Origin of the sequence: Variovorax sp. RA8, assembly GCF_901827175.1 — a bacterium.
Lineage (GTDB): Bacteria > Pseudomonadota > Gammaproteobacteria > Burkholderiales > Burkholderiaceae_C > Variovorax.
In genome coordinates this window covers 216586-236538 of sequence record NZ_LR594663.1, presented here as the reverse complement: position 1 = coordinate 236538, position 19953 = coordinate 216586, and the positions used below count along the sequence as shown (strand labels likewise).

Sequence of the window (19953 nt, the reverse complement as noted above, 5' to 3'; positions counted from 1 at the left end):
CGACCACATCGCGATCATGCAGGCGCTTGGCCAGGCGCCATGCGGCCGACCGGTCCTCAAGGTTCTGCTGACGTTCAGGCGGCGACCCGGCACCACGTCGTGCCCGCCTCGACCGAATGACGGCTGCTCCGGTCCGCCAACTTACGCAACCGCTGCATGAGATCCTCCCTATTCGAAGGCGCCTTGGCCATCGTGTCCGCCAGGGTGCTCGGGCTGTGCCGCGCGGCGGGCGTCTTCAGCCACTCCAGAACGGTCTGGCCCTCATCGCCGGCAATTCGCTCAAAGAGGATGGTTTGGCAGACGGTCCGCGCAGACGCCGACACGGCGGCGTCGATGACTTCCAGTGCCGCTTGCTCGACGACGGCGAACGCCTTGCGTGCCGCATCGCGCAACAAGCGGTCCGATGGGAGGAGGGTGCACCGTTCGAAGAGCCAGCGTTCGGCCCCATTGACGAGCTCGTCAATGGAGGCAGCATCATTGGCTTGGCCTCGGAGCTGGGCCTTCAGCGCGGCGAGTTCCTTGTCGCCGCAACTGCCTAGGCCCAGCTGCTCGCGGGCCCAGCGCTGGTGATCGTAGAGGGTTTCCCGGCGTCGATACATCGAGCGCAGGGAAGCAATGCTGGTCTGCGTGACGCCAAGTTCCTTGGCGAGGTGTTGCAGCAGCGTCCTTGGGACCATCGCGAACCGATCCAGCGGGCGGCCGCTGGCGCGCAGAAACACCAACTGCACCGCCACGCCGAGTCGTCGATCGGCGCGAAAGCGCTCCTTGATGGCCTTCGCGTCATCCGGCGCGAGGTGAAAAAACCGCGCGACATCGAACTCGGAGAGTGTCCGGGGCAGGTGATCGGCGCCGACGAAACGCAGGTGGTAGCTGGACACGAGTCCCTCTGGCTGTTCTTGTCTGGCGCCAGTGTGGCCAGCAGCGCCGGGCCGAAATTCTGCGCCTGCCGGAACGGCCTTGGCAAAGCGCCACAAAATGCATGAAAACCGAAAACACCCCGAATGGAACGACGCCAAGCAAAAAGATCGCCGCGTTATGCCGATCGAACGGTTGAACGGCTGTGAGCGAAGCCCGGGCCTGGGTAGCATGGCTGGCGGTACGCCCTCGCTTTCAAGCATTTCGCGCCCCGATGATCTTCGGCATGGCCCTTCCTCTTCCGATTGGAGGAAGAAAAGTGACCTTGGGGGGCAGAAGGTCGCCGAGTGTGCGTGCGTCCAGATGCTGAAGGAATCCTTCCAGTGCTGCATGCAGCACGCTCGCAAGAGCACACCGGCCTGTCAGCAGGCAGGAACTATCGGAGGCGAAGCATTCGACCAGATTGAAATCCGCCTCCATGTTGCGGACCACGGTCCCAAGGTTGATCTCCGCGGGTGAATGAGCCAGTCGCATTCCGCCCCCTTTGCCGCGAACCGTCTCGATCCAGCCATGGACGGCCAACTGGTGTGTCACCTTCATCAGGTGAGCTTCCGAGATACCGTAGGCCTCGGCAATCTCGCTGATCGTGCACAACCTGTCCTGTCTTTGAGCTACGTACATGAGTAGACGCAGCGCGTAGTCGGTCATCACAGTCAACCGCATAGGTTTCCTTCTTCGGAAAGCGCATCTCAAGTACACGCGATTTCCCGATATGGCTATTGCTCAGTTTGCTTGGTCACGTTGCGCTGTAGGTCGTTGTAGCGCTACCGGGGACAAGTCGCGCCGCCTAGTCGGTTGCCTACCGACATCAGTGACGTCCGCGATCATCCGTTCGGACGCATGGCGCGCCTGGCAGCCATACCACAAGCTTCCAGCGATGCGATGCGCGAGATCGTCGGCGCGTGCCTGCAGATCGGCATTATCCAAAGACTGCGTGGTTTCGCGAAACAGACTGAGCCATTGATGGAATAGCTCGATTCGCAACTCGGGTATGGCTACATGCTTAGGCAGCGGCGCGCCTCGATACCTAGCCGTGCCTCGCAGTGCCGACGACCAGAAGTCGACCATCGTTGCCAAGTGGCGGTCCCAGTCCTTGACGTGAGCCTCAAAGATCGGGCCAAGCATCGCATCTTCGCGCACCTTCTTATAGAACGAGTGAACGAGTAGTGTCACGTCCGCTTCGGTGCACAGCTCAGGGTTCGGCACAGGAGACCTCGCTAGGCAAAGATATATTCTATCTACATCTTATAATATCGCAGTCGGATTGACGTGTAAGTTCACGAGAGCCCTCACTCCTTCACGGCTATTCGATCACGCTGCGCCATCGAGATCATCTCGACACTGATCCGGACAAGTTGAACGCCGAATCGAGCGCCTACTCGTATGGCTCGCGACGGCGAAGATGAACAGAGTCCGTCCGGCAAACCGCGGGGGGTATATGCAGCGCATCCGGTCGGCGGAGATTGGGGCTGCAGCGTGGATTACTCCTTAGCTGCGGAGATGACCAACAATGACGTCGGAAAGAACAGAAACGGTTGCATAGCGCCCATCAGCGTCATGGCGGCAAAGGGCGGAGTTGCTGACAACGCCTCGAGATTGAGCCTTCGCTCGCGCTCGAACCATTCGAAAAGGAACCACGCAAGGCGTTCGTACTCGGCAAGCTGCGACCGCGCGAGGTACATCGGTCGAATGAAATCTGTTGTCATGCGGTTCTCCTCGTCAGCTAAGAGATGTTCGAGAGCTATGCAGTTCTGGACAGGCCCAGGCAGAGTCCTTCACTTCGAGACTCTGAGGGCGCTTGGCCACGAACTGACTGGGATGCTTCAGAAGCGCGAGAGCGAGCGACGTGCAAGGCGCCGGCTGGCGGAAATGAAGCGGCTCAGGGATGAACGGTAGGTAGCTTCTGGCGCGAGGCACAAGACGCGAGGCCTACCGCGTCAAACAAGAAAGGCAGGAACGCCTTTGAGAACCACCGATGTCGCAGGCAGTAAAGAATTCGACGAACGTGCCCACGGTGCGGGACTAAGCATTTCGTCAACGAAGAGCTGGCTGATTGACATCACATCCCACTAAGGTAGAAGGGGAGAAGGGCGCGAGAGACCATAGCATAGGAAGAACTCGCGCCTTAGTATTGGTGAGATGAGTCGCACTAGGGCGTAGGGTCACTCACTCCAGCGCAAAAGTCACGGTGCAGCTAGTTTGAACCCAGCGATCAGTCATCCGCGTGAGGTATGGTCTCCGTGAGAAGTACCCGCATGCATTCCGTATCCTGTCGGTCGCCCGGGCTTGGAGTTGAAGAACACATGTTCCTGCGAACGCGCGAGAGAGCACAGTTCACAGACTTCGTAGCCGCCGGCCGCACCCTTGACAAGGTTTGGGGCTAAGCCATACGGTGCAGGATTCAAGAGCCCGCGGAAAGGTCCACATGTCACATGCAGAAGGGAACGATTCAGATCGTGTGCAGTTGCGCCTAAAGGCGCTTTCGAGATGGGAGAACGAAGGCGGAGCAGGACCTCGTCGCCCGCTCGACGACGCGACGGCAGGTGCAGACCAAACAACGATGCCACAGTTGACAAATGCCGAGTTGTTGCAACTTCATGTCCGTGTGATTGCGCTGGAGAATCTGGTCATTGCACTCTTGGCAGGCACATCCGATCGGGAGCGCGCGCTGGCACGTGACATGGCGGCCTATATTTCGCCGCGCCCGGGCTTCACGCCGCACCAGTTAACGCTCCGTGCATCGGCCGAGATGAACCACCTCGTCGATCGAGCCGAAGTTTTTCGCGATGTCTCGCCCTAGGGAGAGTTCCTGCGCTTGCCGGTCTGTCTCGGCGAAGGGCGCCATCCTGGTGATAGGGACGGTATCAACTGGCGCGAGTACCGGCATGACGTGAGCGATCCTGATGCTCGTTCAGTTTCGAGACGTTCGAAGAGCGCGCGGTGCGGAAGCCGGCCTGGCCACATGGCGGAGTCCAGCAACTGCAGGGTTGACGATCTTGGCATCTGCGCTCGCGGCGTATACCGCGTAAGCCGGGTAGAGGAACTCAGGGGCACCGCGTACGCGATGCAGTCGCCCGCTTTTCAGATGTTCACTTATCACGTCAAGTCGAAAGTAACCTGCGCCGCCGGCCCTAAGGAGGTACTCGCGACCGAGCGGCCCAAGTCCGGCGCTCACACCGGCATTGGAAAGTTGCGGGAATGCCAAGCTGTGTTGCGCCGCAAAGTCCGGCCCCCAGTCCACATAAACGTAGTCGGCCGGGCGCGGCACCTGGCTGCATTTTGAAGTTGTGACCATGACGAGCTTCTCCTCAATGAGCAGTTCGATCCGAAGACCCGGCCGCTGATGGGGTGCGTAGACGATCGCGATGTCGAGAACGCCTTCTGCCACGCGGTTGAGCAGATCCTCTGGAAATCCAACCTCTGTTCGAAGTGCGAGGTGCGGAGCAGACGTCCGCATCCATAACAGCCAGTTGAGCAGGAGCGGATCCCACAGGCTGAGCTCACACCCGACCGTCAGTACGGCACGGCGCCCCGGTGGCATGCCGACCTGTTGGCGCGCCCGTTCCCAGACCTGAACAAGGGTTGAAGCGGAGCGACGGAACCGCACGCCGGCAGGAGTGAGTGTGGCGCCCGATTTGTTGCGCACAAAGAGCTTTCGGCCGAGCAGTTCCTCCAACGTCCTCACCCGCGCACTGACTGCTGTTTGAGTCACATGCAGTCTCTCTGCAGCGCGAAGGAAACTGCCCGTCTCGACAATCTCCAGGAAGGTTCGAGCGAGATTGATGTCCATCGATTGGCCTCCTTTTGATTGCAGCAAGCGGAAGCAAAATTATTGCACTCAATCAGCAATCAATATCGTTGTACTTTTGAAGCCGGGCCACCGAAGATGACTCTAGGGCACGATGCATGCGTTGAAGGCAATGGCAAAGGAGCACAGAGTGGCGACTAACGAACTGGTATTTCCGGTGCCGGGCCAATGGAAGTGGCGCGCTTGGATGGACGAGCCGACATACCGCAAGGCGTACGAACGCTCTTTGCGCGAACCGGACGAGTTCTGGGCCGAACAGGCCGAATCCCTGGATTGGATGGAGAGGCCCTCACTGATTCGGGATGTCTCGTTCGAGCCCGGCGAGCTACGCATCCGGTGGTTTGGAGACGGCGTGCTCAATGCCTGCGTGAACTGCGTGGACCGGCACTTGCACGACGGGGCGCGGCCCGCGATCATCTGGGAAGGCGACGATCCGGCGGAGAGCCGCACGATCAGCTACGCCGAACTTCACGCAGAGGTCTGCCGCCTGGCAAACGGTTTGAAGGCCATGGGGGTGGCGAAGGGTGATCGCGTGATGATCTACCTTCCGATGGTGCCAGAGGCGGCGGTGGCGATGCTCGCCTGCGCGCGCATCGGCGCGATCCATTCGGTGGTGTTTGCTGGCTTCTCGCCGGATTCTCTTGCCGGCCGGATACAGGATTGCAAGCCCGCGGTCTTGATCACCGCCGACGAAGGCGTGCGCGGCGGCCGTTGCCTGCCGATGAAGGCGAACGCCGATGAAGCCCTGAAGCAATGCCCGGGCGTAAGGACCTGCGTGGTCTTGCAGCGAACGGGCGGCGCGATTGGCTGGACCGAAGGCAGGGACCTTTGGTACCACGCGCTACTCGAACGCCAGGACCCATCGTGCGAGCCTGAAGCCATGGGCGCTGAAGACCCGCTATTCATCCTGTACACGTCAGGTTCGACAGGCAAGCCCAAGGGTGTGCTGCACACGACTGGCGGATACCTGCTTTCGGCTTCGTTGACGCACAAACTCGTGCTGGACTACCACCCGGGTGACGTCTTCTGGTGTACCGCCGATGTCGGGTGGGTCACAGGGCACAGCTACATCGTCTATGGTCCGCTTGCCAATGGCGCAACCACGGTAATGTTCGAGGGCGTGCCGAACTACCCCGACAGCGGACGGTTCTGGCAGGTCATCGACAAGCACAGGGTCAGCATCTTCTACACGTCGCCGACGGCGCTTCGGTCGCTCATGCGCGATGGCGAGATGCCAGTGCTGCGCAGCAGTCGCACGTCGCTGCGGCTTCTTGGCACAGTTGGCGAGCCGATCAACCTTGAGGCTTGGCTCTGGTACTACAACGTGGTGGGAAAGGCGCGCTGCCCGATCGTCGACACCTGGTGGCAGACAGAGACTGGCGCCATTGTGATCGCGCCATTGCCCGGTGCCATTGCGACTAAGCCCGGCTCGGCCACGCTGCCTTTCTTCGGGGTCGAACCGGTGATCGTTGATGAGCAGGGACGTGTCCTCGAAGGTGCTTGCGATGGCATGCTGTGCTTGCGCGACGGGGGACCTGGAATGCTACGAACCATCTACCGCGACCCGGGACGATTCGTGGAAACGTACTTCAGCGCCTACCCGGGCCTCTACTTCACGGGTGATGGCGCGCGGCGCGATGCAGACGGCTACTACTGGATCACAGGGCGCGTTGATGACGTAGTAAATGTGTCCGGGCATCGGCTCGGGACGGTGGAGATCGAGAGCGCCTTAGCGGCGCATCCGAAAGTTGTCGAGGCCGCCGTCGTCGGCTACTCCCATGCTCTTAAAGGTCAAGGCATCTACGCATTCGTGACGCTGCAAGGCAGTGCGCAACCGAGCGTCGCGCTTCGCAGGGATCTCGAGCAACGGGTGCGCAAAGGGATCGGGCCGGTAGCGGTACCCGATGCGATCCAGTGGGCGACGCAGTTGCCAAAGACCAGATCCGGAAAGATCATGCGGCGGCTGCTGCGAAAGATTGCGGCCAGCCAGACGTCGGATCTGGGCGACACGTCGACCTTGGCGGATCCTTCCGTGCTTGACGACTTGGTTATCGGTCGGCTCACCATCGCGTCTGACTCGTCCGTGCCGCGTGATCGAAGTGACCTGCCGTGCACTCATTGATCTCTCAAACGCCCGCGTCCAGGCAACTTCGGCCGCAGTACGCCGCGGGCACACTGCTCGTGAAGCGCGCCCGCGACAGCATATCCGGCGATGACGGCTTGCGCATCCTTGTGGATAGGCTGTGGCCGATCGGGATGACCAAGAGGCGCGTTGGGGCTGACCTATGGCTGCGTGAAGCGGGCCCGAGCATCGCGTTGAATCGCTGCCATTGCCATTTCCTTACATCCAGCGGCTGGGCTTCGTTCAGTCGCAGATATCGGGCAGAACTTGCGCAGCGCGAAGATCTGTTGTGTTTGCTTGATGATCTGCTTTGCCGCAGCCGATTGACTCTTCTGTCCGACACGAGCGACGTTATACACAGCAACGCGGCGGTGTTGCGCGACGTGCTGAACGAGCGGAGAGCCAGGGCGGACGCGCGGTAGAGGAGCGAAGCGTGAATGCCCGGGACATCCTGAACCTAAGCTATGCGGAGCCTCGTCTGTCCGCCCAGAAATCACCACCTGAGGGTGGCGACACCGTAGTCGAATCTGCGAGCAGCAAGGCAGCGCATGCGCGACTCGACTGCACTTCACTCACCAGCATTGAGGAGCGAATCCATGTTCCACAGGATACTAGTTGCGACCGATGGTTCGGAACTCGCAGACAAGGCCGTCAGCAGCGCCATCGATCTTGCCGCGGAGAACGCGGCCGAACTGGTGGCGCTTACAGTAGTGCCGCGTTACGCGCGGAGTTACTTCGATGGCGTGATGGTGTTCAATGATGAAGAGATCGCACGCATCGAAGGCCAGTCTGCCAAGGTAGCGCAGGGCAGACTCGATGAGGTCGGCAAGCGGGCCGAAGCGCGCGGTGTAAGAGCCAAGACCAGCACCGTTGTCTCCGACCTTGTAGCCGAAGCAATCATCGCGGCATCGAAGAAGCACGAGAGCGACCTGATTGTCATGGCATCGCACGGCCGAAAAGGACTTGCCCGACTGTTGCTCGGAAGTGAAACGCAGCACGTCCTGACCCACTCGAAGTTGCCGGTGCTCGTGCTGCGCTAACGAGTACTGCAACGTCGAATGGCGATATGTTGAACAACACCTGTGAAGACAACCGCTCCGCGCGCAGCGAGTATCTGGCACGAACCATGAGGCCATTGCTTGATTGGCCGGACGGCCACGCATACACTTCGATCATGCTCCGTCCGTCCTTCATCAACAGCACCTGCAAAGCTTCAGTGCGTTCGCCGTTCGCGGCTGGCGCTGTCCTGCATGCGTGCTCGTTCACGATGATTGTTCTGGGACCTCGTCAGCCGGCCGCACATCCTTAAGCCCGGCGATCCCCTCTCTCCCTTTCAGCGCAAACCATCGATCGCCGGGCACAAGCCCCGCGCAGCTGTGACGGCCGGTTCCACGGCTCGGTCACATTCGACTGGAGTGCGTCATGCATGCAACGATCCTGGACGAACGTACGCTCACCGAGCGTGATTTCGCGCGTCTCACCAAACTGCTCGGCGGTCACTTGCCGCAAGAACTTGCGGACCTGTTGTCGGCAGCGGAGATCGTTCAGTCGCGGCAGGTGGGGGCCAACGTCGTCACGATGTACTCGCAAGTAGGGGTCTCCTCGTTTTCAGTGCAATAAGTGACGGTACGCAAAGCTAGCACTGGCGCGGGGGTGGTCTGGGTAGACCGTTGATTTCATTGACTTTCCTGTTCGCTTTGTAAACGGGTATGGTGGCCTCCCACTTTTGAGGTTCACGATGCAGGGTTGGCACACAACGTTTTTGGGGATGCGTGGGCTCCCCCGCGATATCAGCGACTTCGAGATGAAGGCATTTTTCACCTTCGATGGTGCCGAGCGCGACGCAATCAATGCACGCCGAGGTGATTCCCACAAGCTTGGTCTGGCGCTCCATATTGGTTTCCTGCGCATGAGTGGGCGTTTGCTCGGTGCCTTTCGGGTAATTCCAGTAGCCTTGTGGCGCCACCTTGGCAACGAGCTTGGCATTGCAGCACCAGAAGTCGCCTCGCTGAGAGCCATGTATGAACGCGGGCGCACGCTATTCGATCACCAACAAGTAGCCTGCACGGTCCTTGGATTCCAGTGGATGAGCGAGCACCAGCGCCGCTCACTGGTACGTGAACTGCGCGACGAAGTGGCGCGCTGCGCCGACCGCGATCAGCTACTCGTGCGGGCGCGTCAATGGCTGTACAAGAACAAGCTGGTGATCGTGCACGAGCGGGCAATTCGGACACTGATTGCGGCGGCACTTGCCCAGCTTGAAGTTGAAACAGGCACCGCCATCGCCGCCAGCGTTGATCCAGCAACACTTGATCGCTGGCGAGCCTCAGTTTCAGAGCTGCGCCCAGATGGACAAACCCAGCAGAGTTGGCTATGGGCTGCACCGGCGAAACACTCAACCCGCCAAATCAGCGAGGTACTGGAGCGCATCGACCTGCTTTACACGCTGGACGTTCATAAGCACCTGGCAGACATCCCCGATCTCATCTTGCGCCGCTACGCGCGCCGACTTGTCTCCAGGCCGCCCTCAGCCGGAGCCAAGATCAAAGAGCCAGCGCGCACCGTGGAGGTCGCATGCTTTCTTCGGTATTGCCTGTTCACCACCACAGACCAGTTGATCCTTATGGTGCAGCGCCGGATCGCCGATCTGTGGCGTCAGGCTGCCGCCGATGTCCCCGCTACCGTCAATTGGGCCGCAATGTACAAAACGCTGCTCGGCGAACTTGTTGCCTTGAGCGCGCAAGGTGCGGTGCCAGATGCTGAGTTGCGTGCCCGTCTTGAAGCCTTGATCACCGAAACCCAGAAACGCAAACCACCGAGCAGGGCCTCCCTGGTCCGCGAGGGATTGATTGATGGAATTCGCCCCGTGCGGTCGTTGCTCGTCGCCATTGCAAAGCTGCCCTGGCAGGCCACCGGCGAGCATCCTGCCATCGAGTACCTTGCCAAGCTGCAAGCTTTATATCTCAAAGGATCCAGAAAGCTGCCAGTTGAAGTGGTGGCACCAAGTCTGGGAATGATCTGGCAGGTTTCGATCTCCAGCCCAGACCGGGAACGGGCGTTTCAGGCGTTGGAGGTGGCCACCCTGTTTGCCCTGCGCCGCGCGGTGCGCAATGGCTCGGTCTGGATTGAGCACAGCCTGAGCTTTCGGGGTCGTGCGCGCTTGTTCTTCACGGACGAGCGTTGGCAGGCAGAGTCCAAGAAACACTATGCCCGTCTATCGTTACCCAGCAAGGCTGCCACTTTCTTGAAGCCTTTGCTGGCCAGAGTAACTGCCGGTGTCGATGCGGTGGCCGCTGCAGCCCGCAGTGGCGTACTGCGCGTGGATGATGAACTCCATTTGTCGCCATTGCCCGCAGAGGACGAAGACCCAGAAGTGACCAAGCTGCGCGCGGCTTTGGATCACCGCATCGGTGAGGTTCAATTGCCGGAAGTGATTCTGGCCGTTGACGCCCAGGTGCGCTTTAGCTGGATCATGCTCGGACGTGAGCCGCGCTCTACCGACGAGCTGCTGATGGTCTATGCCGGCATCATGGCCCACGGCACCAGTCTGACTGCGGTCGAATGCGCGCGCATGATTCCGCAATTGTCTGCCACCAGCATTCGCCAGGCCATGCGCTGGGCGCGGGACGAACGGCGTCTGAGCCAGGCCTGCCAGGCTGTGCTGGAATTCATGCAGCGACACCCGATTGCCGCCACCTGGGGGCGGTCCGATTTGGCATCTTCTGACATGATGACCATGGAGACCACCAAACGGGTGTGGCAAGCCCGGCTTGATCCTCGGCGCAACACACCTTCCATTGGAATCTACTCCCATGTAAAAGACCGGTGGGGCATCTTCCATGCGCAGCCCTTTGTGCTCAATGAGCGCCAGGCGGGCGTGGCCATTGAAGGTGTCATCCGCCAAGAAAAGCTGGAGACCAGCCAGCTTGCTGTGGATACCCATGGCTACACCGACTTTGCCATGTCACATGCCCGTTTGCTTGGTTTTGATCTTTGCCCGCGGTTGAAGGAACTCAAACAGCGCCACCTCTTTGTGCCACGCGGCACCAAAGTGCCCGCAGAAATCGCTGCGGTGTGCGAAGCCAATGTCGACGTCGCTTTGATCGAAAAGCATTGGGATAGTCTGGTGCACCTGGCAGCCTCGGTCATGAGCGGACATGCCAGTGCGGTGGCAGCTCTTGCGCGGTTCGGTTCTGCCGCCCAGGGCGATCCAATCTATGAGGCTGGCGTGCAATTGGGGCGGTTGCTGCGTACGGCGTTTTTGGCTGACTACTTTGTCAAGGACGCTTTCAGGAACGAGTTGCGCCGGGTGCTCAATCGGGGCGAGGCTGTTAACGCCCTCAAGCGCGCCATTTATACCGGCCGGATCAGCCCGGCGCAGGCCAAACGTGTCGATGAAATGCAGGCTGTGGCCGATGCGTTGAGCCTGATGGCCAACATCGTGATGGCGTGGAATACCTCACAGATGCAGGCGGTCCTGGATCGCTGGTCGAACCGCCGCCAGGTCATTCCACCGGAACTGATCGGGAAGATTGCGCCCACCAGGCTGGAGAGCATCAACTTGCGGGGTGTGTTTCGCTTCCCGGTTGACCGCTATGCTGACCAAATCCTGCCTTCGCGGCCAAATGCATCGATAACTGGCACCAATGGATGAAACCGACCACGGTTTGACGCCACGAATCGCAGATTTGAAAGTGAACAGGAAAGTCAATGAAATCAACGATCTACCAACACCACCTCCGCGCCAGTGCTAGCTTTTCGTACCGTCACTTATTGCACTGAAAACGAGGAGACCCCTTGACCGATGATCTGCTGCCGATGCTCGCCTGGCGCGCCGCAACGGAGAGCCGGACGCCGCACCGTGAAAGAGGCAATCGGTATCGTGCAGTCGCCATGACGCGCTACGCAAGGCCGCTCCCCTTCATCAACGGAGACGGAAGACACAGCCATGTGCCCATGTGCTGTTAAGAGTTTGCATCAGGCTGCAAGAGGTGCGTCCGGCATCCAATAGGAAGACGGGGATGAACGTCCTCGGCAAGCGTCTCGGCGGGGGTGGCTCTTGCAGACCGGTCAGCGCTCTCCGCGCCGTAGCCGCCTGCGTGCGGCCGATGCTGGCCGCTGCGAACGGCGCCGCTTCTGCTGCGACCGTACCGCGCTCAGGGCACTGACCGCGCGAGGCCTGCACGGACCATGGCAGGCAAACCCCCAACTGGGGGCCACGCGGTGCTTAGGCAAGCTCGCCGAAGCTACCCACGTCTCACGAGCTTGCTCGGCCGCAGATTGGCGACGAATCCCGTGACTGCAATGAGCAGGACCACCAGCTGAGCGGACAGGGTCTGCCAGGACGGATAGATTCCAAGCAGCTCGACCCGAGGAACCGCCGCCGGAGTCACATCCAGAAGGCCCGCCTCTTGAAGTCCCGCCACCCCCTTGCCGGCCAGCACGACCGCCAACAAGGCCACCAGGAGGGAGCTTGCCGCGAAGAACTGGCCAATGGGCAGCCGCGCGCTGGTGCGCAGCAGCACCCATGCAATGAGCCCGAGCGATGCTGACCCCGCCGCCAAACCGGCCAGCAGGGGCAGGCCATTGCCTTCGGTCCATAGCGCGGCGAAGAACAACACGGTTTCGAAGACTTCCCGATAAACAGCAATGAACGCCAGCGAGAACAGGAACCAGGCCGCGGTCCGCTGGTTGAGCGCATTCGACAGCTTTTCCTTGAGGTAGGCCTGCCACCGCCCGGCAACGCTCTTGCGGTGCATCCACATGCCCACGCCCAGCAACACGACCGCCGCGAACAGCGAAGAGAACCCCTCGGTGAGTTCGCGGCTCGCCCCGCTGACGCTCACAAGGTAGGTTGCGGCAAACCATGTCAGGCCGCCGCCGGCGAGCGCCAGGATCCACCCCGCATGCACGTAGTGCAGAACGTCCGGGCGCTCGGCCTTGCGCAGGAAGGCGATCATTGCAACAACCACGAGCAAGGCCTCAAGCCCTTCACGCAGCAGGATCGTCAGCGCGGCCAGAAATGTGGTGAGCGCGTCATTGTCTCCCGGCTGCAGATCGGATTGCGCCAGATCCAATAAGGACTGCAGGGCCTGCTCGGCGCTTTCCACCTTGGCCCGATCACCAGTGCCAATGGCTGACCGATAGGCACCCATTGCTGTCTCGACGCGGGCGAGCAAGGCCGCGTTGCGCGCTCGCAAAGCCGGCTCAAGCGGTTCGAAGCCGTCCAGGTAAGCCGACAAGGCCAGCTTGCCTGCGCGCTCACGATCGCCTTGCACAAACGCAGTTCGGCTCTGCGCGAGACGCTCCTTCGTCGCAGCGATGCCCTGCTGCGAGACGGCCGCCTCGCCCGGTTGGGCCCGCAAGAAGGCAATGAGCGAGGCCGCAATCTTCGGGTCCACCTTGTCCGCAAGCGCACCTTCGGAAAGCTGCGCCACCGCGTCGAGCCCTTTGACGGACTCCCTGGCGCGTCCATCTTCCTTCCAGGGCACCGCACCCGCCAAGCGATCGGCGTCGGAGTACGACAAGCCGCCGACGAAGAATGCTAGGGCCCAGCGGTCGTCATCCGACAGGCTATCCTTGAAGCTGGCCATGGCGGTACCTTGGACACCCTGGCTCATGATCTGGTAGAGCGCGAGTGGTGACCGGTTGCGGGCGCGCTCCCGATCCGAAAAATCGGTGGGATGCGGATCGAGGCGCGCGGCCAGCGGCCCGTTGCCAGTGCCGCGCTCGCCGTGGCATGCAGCGCAGGTCGCCTGGAACAACGCTGCACCGCGCGTCAGATCCGGCGCCTTCGCGGGCGACAGGGGAAACGGGTAGGCCTTGACCAGTGCTGCAGCGAGCGCGTGGGCCGCGTCGCCGACGGTCTTCGGGTCGGACTTCTGTGCAACGAGTTCGCTCAGTCTGGAGGACTGGCGTCGAAGTTCCGGAAGCGCCGCAGTGTTCGGAAGCGTCTCGAGCTGCTGCGAGGCAGTCGCGACGAACTCCTTCATCTCCTCGTATTCCGCCGCGCTCTCGACCTTTCCGTTGCGCACGGCGCCACCGTAGTCCACAGCAACGTAGTCAAGGAGTTGCCAGGCCTGCCTGGCTTTGTCAGTCGCTGGTGCCTCCGCGCCCCAGGCCGACCAGCACGCCATGGTAAACAGCGACGCAAGTACCAGAACCCGAGTGCGGATGGAGCCGAGGACGGTCATGTTGTTAAGTGCGAATATGAAGTATTCGCATTTTAGAGGCTCGCGGTGCTTCGCTTCGGCTTTTCCGTCGGCACCGCCTCGAAGAGGGTTCGCAGTCGCCCAAGGACGGCGCTGGCGAGCAAGATCGCCGTCCGCGGCGTCCGAGTTTCCTGGCGAAGGATGTCCGGGTGGAATGGGCCGGCCTTCAATCGGACAGTTGGGCCAAGCCATTCAGAATGCCGCAATCCCGCGCCGAACGGCTGGTAGCGCACGAACGGCGCAGCTCCGAAAGCTGTCGTTCAAGCTCTTTGAGGTCCTGGATCTTGGCGCGCACCTGCGCGATATGGGCATCCACCAATTCGTTGACCTCGCCGCAGTCGAGTTCGGGATGATCACGAAATCCCAGCAGATGGCGGACCTCTTCCAGGGTCATGTCCCTGGCACGGCACCTTCGGATGAACCGCAACCGCTCCAGATGGCTGTCGTCATAGAGCCTGAAGTTGCCTTCGCTACGCGCGGGCTGAGGCAGGAGACCTTCGCCTTCATAGAAGCGGACCGTCTGCACGAGGCAATCGGCACGTTTTGCGAGCTCGCCAATCCGCAGCATGGTCATCTCCCCAAATGCTTGACTCTATACCTACTAGAGGTTGTCCACTCTTGATGATGCGGGAAAACCCGGACGCCAACTGAGGAATCGAGATGAGCAAAGACCCAGCCACCCCCTGCGGATGCGGCGCCAAAAATCCGGACACTGGAGCCGCGGGCAGCGGCGCCGAGGAAGCGGTCTACCGCATCGACAATATGGACTGCCCAAGCGAAGAAAAGCTCATTCGCAATCGACTTGGGCAAGTGACCGGGGTGCACGGGCTCGCCTTCGATCTTCAGGGGCGGACCCTGAAGGTCACCCACGACCTGGCCTCCCTTGATCCGATCGAGCAGGCTCTCGCAGAGGTCGGTATGAACGCGCATCGCCAGGGCCAGTCCCCGCGGAAAACGGTGTTCCATATCGACAACATGGATTGCCGCAACGAGGAAGCCCTCGTCCGCCGCACTCTCGACGGCATCTCCGGGCTGGAGAGGCTGGAGTTCGACCTGCCCCGCCGAACACTGACTGTCTTCCACAGACTGGCCTCGGCAGACATGCTCGAGGCGTGCCTGCGATCCGTCGGTATGCACGCTCGGCGTGCTGACGACACAGTCCGCACCCTCTACCGCATTGAGAACATGGACTGTCCGAGCGAGGAAAAGCTCATTCGCTCGCACCTGCAGAAGCTCAAGGGGGTGCAGGACCTGCAGTTCGACCTTCACCAGCGCACCTTGGCGGTGACACATGTGGAACCGGTCCGTGCTGAGATGGAATCGATCCTGGCCTCGATCGGCATGACAGCACGGGTCGATGAAGAGGGGCCGCACACGCCTGCCTCGGAGGCTCCCGTTTCTCTGGTCGATGCTCCGCTTGCTGTAGCGCCTGACGCGGTACCGAATCTCGATGCGCACACCTCCAGAGTGACCTATCGCATCGAGAACATGGACTGCCCTACGGAAGAAGCGCTGATCAGAGATCGGTTGGGCAAGGTGAGCGGCATTCACGCCATGGACTTCAACCTCATGCAGCGCGTACTTTCGGTCAGCCACACCTTGCCTACGACCGACCCCATCGAGAAGGCGCTGACGTCCATCGGCATGAAAGCCGAACGCCGGGATGCGCCGGGCGCCACGACGGTGCTGCACATCGCGAAGATGGATTGTCCGACCGAGGAAGGGTTGATCCGCGGCAAGCTGCAAGGAATGGCCGGCGTCGGTGATCTTCAGTTCAACCTGATGCAGCGCACGCTGACGGTCAAGCACGCACCGGAGGCGATCGGCTCCGCCGTCCAGGCCATCGAGTCGCTGGGCTTCGAGACGGTGGTGCGCCAGAGCGACGAGCCGCTCGACACCGAGGCGACAGAGCAAAGGACCAACTGGGTTCCGATGGCGGTGTCCGGCGTCGCCGCGGTACTGGCCGAAGTCGTCTTTTGGATCAACAACGGAAACCACTGGGCGGTTGTAGCGCTCGCGCTGGTCTCGATCCTCACTGGAGGATTGAGCACCTACAAGAAGGGCTGGATCGCCCTGAAGAACCGCAACCTCAACATGAACGCCCTGATGTCCATTGCGGTCACGGGCGGGATGGCGATCGGCCATTGGCCGGAGGCTGCGATGGTCATGTTTCTGTTCGCCCTTGCCGAACTGATCGAGGCCAAGTCGTTGGACCGCGCACGCAATGCCATTCGTGGCCTGATGGATCTCGCTCCCGCGACAGCGACTGTTCGTCAAGACAACGGGTCTTGGAACGAGGTGCCTGCCAAGGAGGTGCCGCTGCAGGCCCTGGTGCGTGTGCGGCCTGGCGAACGCATCGCGCTCGATGGGGTGATCGCCTCGGGGCGCTCGGCCATCAACCAGGCGCCCATCACCGGGGAAAGCCTTCCCGTGGAGAAGGCCGAGGGAGATCAGGTTTTCGCCGGCACGATCAACGAAACCGGCTCGTTCGAGTACAAGGTCACGGCCGGCGCAAATGACTCAACACTGGCGCGCATCATCCACGCCGTCGAGTCTGCGCAAGGCAGTCGGGCGCCGACGCAGCGCTTCGTCGATCAGTTTGCGCGCGTCTACACGCCCGCCGTGTTCGCCCTAGCCTTGCTCGTCGCCGCGATCCCGCCCTTGGCCATGGGCGCTGACTGGATGGATTGGATCTACAAGGCCCTGGTGCTGTTGGTGATCGCCTGCCCGTGCGCGCTGGTGATCTCCACGCCGGTGACGATCGTCAGTGGCCTGGCCGCAGCGGCGCGCCGGGGCATCCTGATCAAAGGCGGTGTGTACCTGGAGGGTGGCCGCAAGCTCAAGGTCCTCGCCCTGGACAAGACCGGGACACTCACTCACGGCAAGCCCGAACAGACCGATTTCGTGGCCCTCAATGGCGATGGGCGCACGGTGGCAGCCTGGGCGGCCAGCCTGGCCTCGCGTTCGGATCATCCGGTGTCTCAAGCCATCGCGCGCAGCGCTCTGAGGGACGGCGTCGTGCTGCAAGACGTCGAGGCCTTCGCCGCACTGCCGGGGCGTGGCGTGCGCGGATCGGTGCAAGGTCGGATGCTGCATATGGGCAATCATCGGCTGGCCCAGGAGCGCGGCCTGAGCGAGTCGCCGCTGCAATCGCAGCTGCAAGCGTTGGAACGCCAAGGCAAGACCGCCGTGCTGCTGATGGATGACGCCAATGTCCTGGGTATTTTCGCGGTCGCCGATACCGTGAAGGAAACCAGCCGCCAGGCGATCGCCGATCTCCAGGCGCAGGGCATTCGCACGCTGATGCTCACGGGGGATAACCAGCACACGGCGCAGGCGATCGCCGCCCAGGTCGGCATCGCCGAGGCGCGCGGGGACCAGTTGCCCGAAGACAAGCTCAAGACCATCGAGGAGTTGGTCGGCCGCGAAGGTCAAGTCGGCATGGTGGGCGATGGCATCAACGACTCGCCGGCGCTCGCCCGCGCTGATATCGGCTTTGCCATGGGTGCAGCGGGGACCGACACCGCCATCGAAACGGCCGACGTGGCCTTGATGGATGACGATCTGCGCAAGATCCCGACCTTCATTCGCTTGTCCAAGACCACCGCGAACGTGCTGACGCAGAACATCGTGCTGGCCCTGGGCATCAAGGCCGTCTTTATCGCGCTGACTTTCAGCGGCCACGCAACCATGTGGATGGCGGTGTTTGCCGACATGGGCGCGAGCCTGCTCGTGGTGTTCAACGGGCTGCGATTGCTGGGTGCCACGACAACGCCGGAGCCTACGGCTGCGCAGGTATTGAAGCCGGCATGAACCTGAAGCTGCTGGCTTACGACTGGCTGGGACTCAACCAGATGCTGTTCGAAGGCATCAACGCCGCGATGCCGGCGAGTCTCGAGGGCTTGGTACGGGTGGGCAGCGCGCTTGGGAACTACTGGGCGGCGCCCCTGGTGGTGGCCGTGCTTCTGTTCTGGGGGAGACGCTGTGCCGATGCCGAGTACGGGGAAAGGATCATCGATCGGGCCATTCTCTTTGGCTGGGCTTTCCTGTCGGCATTCGCCATCGCCAGTGCTCTCAAATGGGGACTGGATCTCCCGCGACCCGGCACTGTACTGGGTCAAGCTGCACATGTGCTGGCGCGCGAGGAGCCCACGCATGGCTTTCCCAGCGGTCACTCGGTCTACGCCATGCTGGTTGTCAACGCCATGTGGCCTATCGTCTCTGCGCCTGGTCGTGCCATGTTGCTGATGGGCCTGGTGGGTGTCGGCTATTCGCGCATCGCGTTGGGCGCGCACTTCCCCGCCGACGTCGTGGGCGGCTGGATGGTTGGTCTCGCCTGCTTCGTGGCGGCAAATGACCTCACCCAACGAATTCCCATGGTCCGATCGGCATCGCATGCGCTCGCCCTGCGTCTCTACGGCCGGTCCAGGCTCGGAGCCACGAAATGACCAGCGGACAACAAGGTTCGGCGGACTGCGTACGAAACGGTTTGCCATGGTGGGCGCTCGCAGCTGCCGTCGTCTTCGCAGATTTTCTGACCAAACATTGGATTCGTTTGGAGCTTCCGCAGGGCGCGGTTGTCCCGCTCGCCAGCTTCTTCAATCTGGTTTCGGCGCGCAACTCAGGTGCAGCGTTCAGCATGTTTTCCGATGCTGGGAACTGGTCGAGGTATATCTTGATCGGTGTCGCAGTGATGGTTTCGGTGGCCCTTGTCTGGCTGCTCACGACGCACCTGAGGCGTCTGGAGGGTCTCGCCTACAGCCTTGTGCTGGGCGGCGCTGTCGGCAATGCAGTGGACCGTTGGGTCTTTGGCCGCGTGACGGACTTTCTGGACTTCCATTTGGCAGGCTGGCATTGGCCTGCCTTCAATGTTGCCGACATCGCGATCTGCTCGGGGGTCGCGAGCCTGCTCATTTCGACCTTTTCCGCCGAACGGCCCCATCCGGCCGCGCGTGAAGGGAGATGAACGGTCGAACAAGCCTCCTGCGAAACCCCAGCAGCGACTCGGGGCGGCGGCAGTTGACTCGCGTTAGGCATGCCTTTGCAGCAGCATGCCCGACATCAAGGCGGGTGAAGACCGCGTCATGACGGTCCTGATTCCGAGGCAGCTACGCATTCTTGATGCTCTGCGGCGGCATGGGCCCCTGAGCATCCACGCCTTGGCCGAATGTTTTGCAGTGACCGAGCAGACCATTCGGCACGACGTGCAAGTGCTCGAAGCCGGAGGTCAACTTTTGCGCTTTCATGGTGGTGTGCGCTTGTCGACGTTCGACGTCGGGAGCACCGACCATCGCAGGCGCGACGATTTCGACGATGGGAGCCGCCGCATCGCACGGGCCGTCGCACTCGCCGTGGAGCATGGCCGCTCGCTCTTCCTGAGCAATGGCCCAGTAGCCCACGCGATTGCACAAGAGTTGGTGCAGCATAGAGGCCTGCGCGTGATCACAAACAACCTGTACGCGGCGATCACCCTATCCTGCAACGCGGACTGCGAGCTGATTGTGACCCCAGGACCGGTACGGGCTATCGACGGCGCGATCATGGGCGACGCTGCCATCGATTTCATTTGCCAGTTCAAGGTCGATGTTTGTGTCATCGGCACATTCGGCATCGACGCTGATGGCACCCTGCGCGGCTTCGACAGTGCGGAGGCCCGGCTGACTCGAGCCATCCTGGCGCACTCGCGTGAAGTCTGGCTTGCAGCAGACTTCGGCAGTTTCAGCCGGACGGCGATGTTCGAACTGAGTGCTCTTGAGAATGTCAACGTGATATTCACTGATCGGAGCCCACCGCCTTCGTTTGAGCGACTACTTACAGGGGCCCGCGTCCGTTTGGTTGTGACCTAAGTCAACTCGCTCGCCCGCAGACGCGATGCGTGCGAAACGCAGGCCCAGCAT

At 61.5% G+C, this 19953-nt stretch carries 17 protein-coding genes and 1 pseudogene; 11 read left to right on the top strand and 7 right to left on the bottom strand.

Features of this window, described 5'->3' with window-relative positions; all coding sequences use genetic code 11:
* Nucleotides 1-74: 74 nt before the first annotated feature.
* The 4 genes from E5P3_RS32105 to E5P3_RS32090 all read right to left on the bottom strand — a co-directional run bounded on the left by E5P3_RS32105 (nucleotide 75) and on the right by E5P3_RS32090 (nucleotide 2621).
* Nucleotides 75-878 (bottom strand): DUF4158 domain-containing protein, encoded by an 804-nt coding sequence (locus tag E5P3_RS32105; RefSeq protein WP_162590113.1) that lies wholly within the window; start codon nucleotides 876-878, stop codon nucleotides 75-77.
* Nucleotides 879-1110: 232 nt separating this feature from the next.
* Complete coding sequence (locus E5P3_RS32100) at nucleotides 1111-1578, bottom strand: RrF2 family transcriptional regulator (protein ID WP_162590112.1); 468 nt, start codon at nucleotides 1576-1578, stop codon at nucleotides 1111-1113.
* Between the two features lie 60 nt (nucleotides 1579-1638).
* Nucleotides 1639-2088 (bottom strand): group III truncated hemoglobin, encoded by a 450-nt coding sequence (locus E5P3_RS32095; RefSeq protein WP_332107413.1) that lies wholly within the window; start codon nucleotides 2086-2088, stop codon nucleotides 1639-1641.
* Nucleotides 2089-2396: 308 nt separating this feature from the next.
* Nucleotides 2397-2621 (bottom strand): hypothetical protein, encoded by a 225-nt coding sequence (locus E5P3_RS32090; RefSeq protein ID WP_162590110.1) that lies wholly within the window; start codon nucleotides 2619-2621, stop codon nucleotides 2397-2399.
* A gap of 719 nt (nucleotides 2622-3340) precedes the next feature.
* Between E5P3_RS32090 and E5P3_RS32085 the strand changes: the two genes are divergently transcribed.
* The gene (locus E5P3_RS32085; RefSeq protein ID WP_162590109.1) at nucleotides 3341-3715 is read left to right on the top strand and encodes a hypothetical protein; all 375 of its coding nucleotides are present in this window, start codon (nucleotides 3341-3343) and stop codon (nucleotides 3713-3715) included.
* Between the two features lie 111 nt (nucleotides 3716-3826).
* Here the strand turns inward: E5P3_RS32085 and E5P3_RS32080 are convergent, their stop codons facing one another.
* The gene (locus E5P3_RS32080; protein ID WP_162590108.1) at nucleotides 3827-4705 is read right to left on the bottom strand and encodes a LysR family transcriptional regulator; all 879 of its coding nucleotides are present in this window, start codon (nucleotides 4703-4705) and stop codon (nucleotides 3827-3829) included.
* A gap of 148 nt (nucleotides 4706-4853) precedes the next feature.
* On the opposite strand from E5P3_RS32080, the gene acs reads away from it, so the two are divergent.
* The 5 genes from acs to E5P3_RS32055 all read left to right on the top strand — a co-directional run bounded on the left by acs (nucleotide 4854) and on the right by E5P3_RS32055 (nucleotide 11499).
* Entirely contained in the window at nucleotides 4854-6845 is a 1992-nt protein-coding gene (acs, locus tag E5P3_RS32075) for an acetate--CoA ligase (RefSeq protein ID WP_269474019.1), read from the top strand.
* Nucleotides 6833-7267 (top strand): DUF488 family protein, N3 subclade, encoded by a 435-nt coding sequence (locus tag E5P3_RS36560; protein ID WP_162590107.1) that lies wholly within the window; start codon nucleotides 6833-6835, stop codon nucleotides 7265-7267. Before acs ends, E5P3_RS36560 begins: the two co-directional genes overlap by 13 nt.
* Before the next feature lie 174 nt (nucleotides 7268-7441).
* A complete protein-coding gene (locus E5P3_RS32065; protein ID WP_162590106.1) occupies nucleotides 7442-7885 on the top strand; it encodes a universal stress protein in 444 nt (147 codons plus the stop codon).
* 382 nt (nucleotides 7886-8267) lie between these two features.
* On the top strand, nucleotides 8268-8465 hold the full coding sequence (locus tag E5P3_RS32060; RefSeq protein ID WP_162590105.1) for a hypothetical protein: 198 nt from the start codon (nucleotides 8268-8270) through the stop codon (nucleotides 8463-8465).
* Between the two features lie 118 nt (nucleotides 8466-8583).
* Entirely contained in the window at nucleotides 8584-11499 is a 2916-nt protein-coding gene (locus tag E5P3_RS32055; RefSeq protein ID WP_003158660.1) for a Tn3-like element IS1071 family transposase, read from the top strand.
* Nucleotides 11500-12091: 592 nt separating this feature from the next.
* On the opposite strand, the gene E5P3_RS32050 is transcribed toward E5P3_RS32055, so the two are convergent.
* Nucleotides 12092-14038 carry a cytochrome c/FTR1 family iron permease gene (locus E5P3_RS32050; protein WP_162590104.1) on the bottom strand — a complete coding sequence of 649 codons (1947 nt, stop codon included), beginning with the start codon at nucleotides 14036-14038 and terminating at the stop codon, nucleotides 12092-12094.
* A 184-nt stretch (nucleotides 14039-14222) separates the two neighbouring features.
* Nucleotides 14223-14624, bottom strand: a complete 402-nt coding sequence (cadR, locus tag E5P3_RS32045) for a Cd(II)/Pb(II)-responsive transcriptional regulator (protein ID WP_162590276.1) — start codon at nucleotides 14622-14624, stop codon at nucleotides 14223-14225.
* A gap of 92 nt (nucleotides 14625-14716) precedes the next feature.
* Here cadR and E5P3_RS36270 point away from each other — a divergent pair.
* The 5 genes and pseudogenes from E5P3_RS36270 to E5P3_RS32025 form a co-directional block, all read left to right on the top strand.
* Nucleotides 14717-14944 (top strand): annotated as a pseudogene (locus E5P3_RS36270) (heavy-metal-associated domain-containing protein); the annotation flags it as partial.
* Nucleotides 14945-14974: 30 nt separating this feature from the next.
* Nucleotides 14975-17869 carry a heavy metal translocating P-type ATPase gene (locus E5P3_RS32040; RefSeq protein WP_232073602.1) on the top strand — a complete coding sequence of 965 codons (2895 nt, stop codon included), beginning with the start codon at nucleotides 14975-14977 and terminating at the stop codon, nucleotides 17867-17869.
* Nucleotides 17866-18504 carry a phosphatase PAP2 family protein gene (locus E5P3_RS32035; protein ID WP_162590102.1) on the top strand — a complete coding sequence of 213 codons (639 nt, stop codon included), beginning with the start codon at nucleotides 17866-17868 and terminating at the stop codon, nucleotides 18502-18504. The genes E5P3_RS32040 and E5P3_RS32035 overlap by 4 nt, the downstream gene beginning before the upstream one ends.
* The gene (gene lspA / locus E5P3_RS32030) at nucleotides 18501-19022 is read left to right on the top strand and encodes a signal peptidase II (RefSeq protein ID WP_162590101.1); all 522 of its coding nucleotides are present in this window, start codon (nucleotides 18501-18503) and stop codon (nucleotides 19020-19022) included. Before E5P3_RS32035 ends, lspA begins: the two co-directional genes overlap by 4 nt.
* A gap of 85 nt (nucleotides 19023-19107) precedes the next feature.
* The gene (locus E5P3_RS32025) at nucleotides 19108-19902 is read left to right on the top strand and encodes a DeoR/GlpR family DNA-binding transcription regulator (protein ID WP_232073564.1); all 795 of its coding nucleotides are present in this window, start codon (nucleotides 19108-19110) and stop codon (nucleotides 19900-19902) included.
* Nucleotides 19903-19953 lie beyond the last annotated feature (51 nt).

Coding starts and splice junctions, on each gene's coding strand:
- E5P3_RS32055 (WP_003158660.1), top strand. CDS start 8,584: ATGCAGGGTTGGCACACAACGTTTTTGGGGATGCGTGGGCTCCCCCGC.
- E5P3_RS32025 (WP_232073564.1), top strand. CDS start 19,108: ATGCCCGACATCAAGGCGGGTGAAGACCGCGTCATGACGGTCCTGATT.
- E5P3_RS32060 (WP_162590105.1), top strand. CDS start 8,268: ATGCATGCAACGATCCTGGACGAACGTACGCTCACCGAGCGTGATTTC.
- E5P3_RS32040 (WP_232073602.1), top strand. CDS start 14,975: ATGAACGCGCATCGCCAGGGCCAGTCCCCGCGGAAAACGGTGTTCCAT.
- E5P3_RS32090 (WP_162590110.1), bottom strand. CDS start 2,621: ATGACAACAGATTTCATTCGACCGATGTACCTCGCGCGGTCGCAGCTT.
- E5P3_RS32100 (WP_162590112.1), bottom strand. CDS start 1,578: ATGCGGTTGACTGTGATGACCGACTACGCGCTGCGTCTACTCATGTAC.
- E5P3_RS32050 (WP_162590104.1), bottom strand. CDS start 14,038: ATGACCGTCCTCGGCTCCATCCGCACTCGGGTTCTGGTACTTGCGTCG.
- E5P3_RS32085 (WP_162590109.1), top strand. CDS start 3,341: ATGTCACATGCAGAAGGGAACGATTCAGATCGTGTGCAGTTGCGCCTA.
- E5P3_RS32080 (WP_162590108.1), bottom strand. CDS start 4,705: ATGGACATCAATCTCGCTCGAACCTTCCTGGAGATTGTCGAGACGGGC.
- cadR (WP_162590276.1), bottom strand. CDS start 14,624: ATGCTGCGGATTGGCGAGCTCGCAAAACGTGCCGATTGCCTCGTGCAG.
- E5P3_RS32065 (WP_162590106.1), top strand. CDS start 7,442: ATGTTCCACAGGATACTAGTTGCGACCGATGGTTCGGAACTCGCAGAC.
- lspA (WP_162590101.1), top strand. CDS start 18,501: ATGACCAGCGGACAACAAGGTTCGGCGGACTGCGTACGAAACGGTTTG.
- E5P3_RS32035 (WP_162590102.1), top strand. CDS start 17,866: ATGAACCTGAAGCTGCTGGCTTACGACTGGCTGGGACTCAACCAGATG.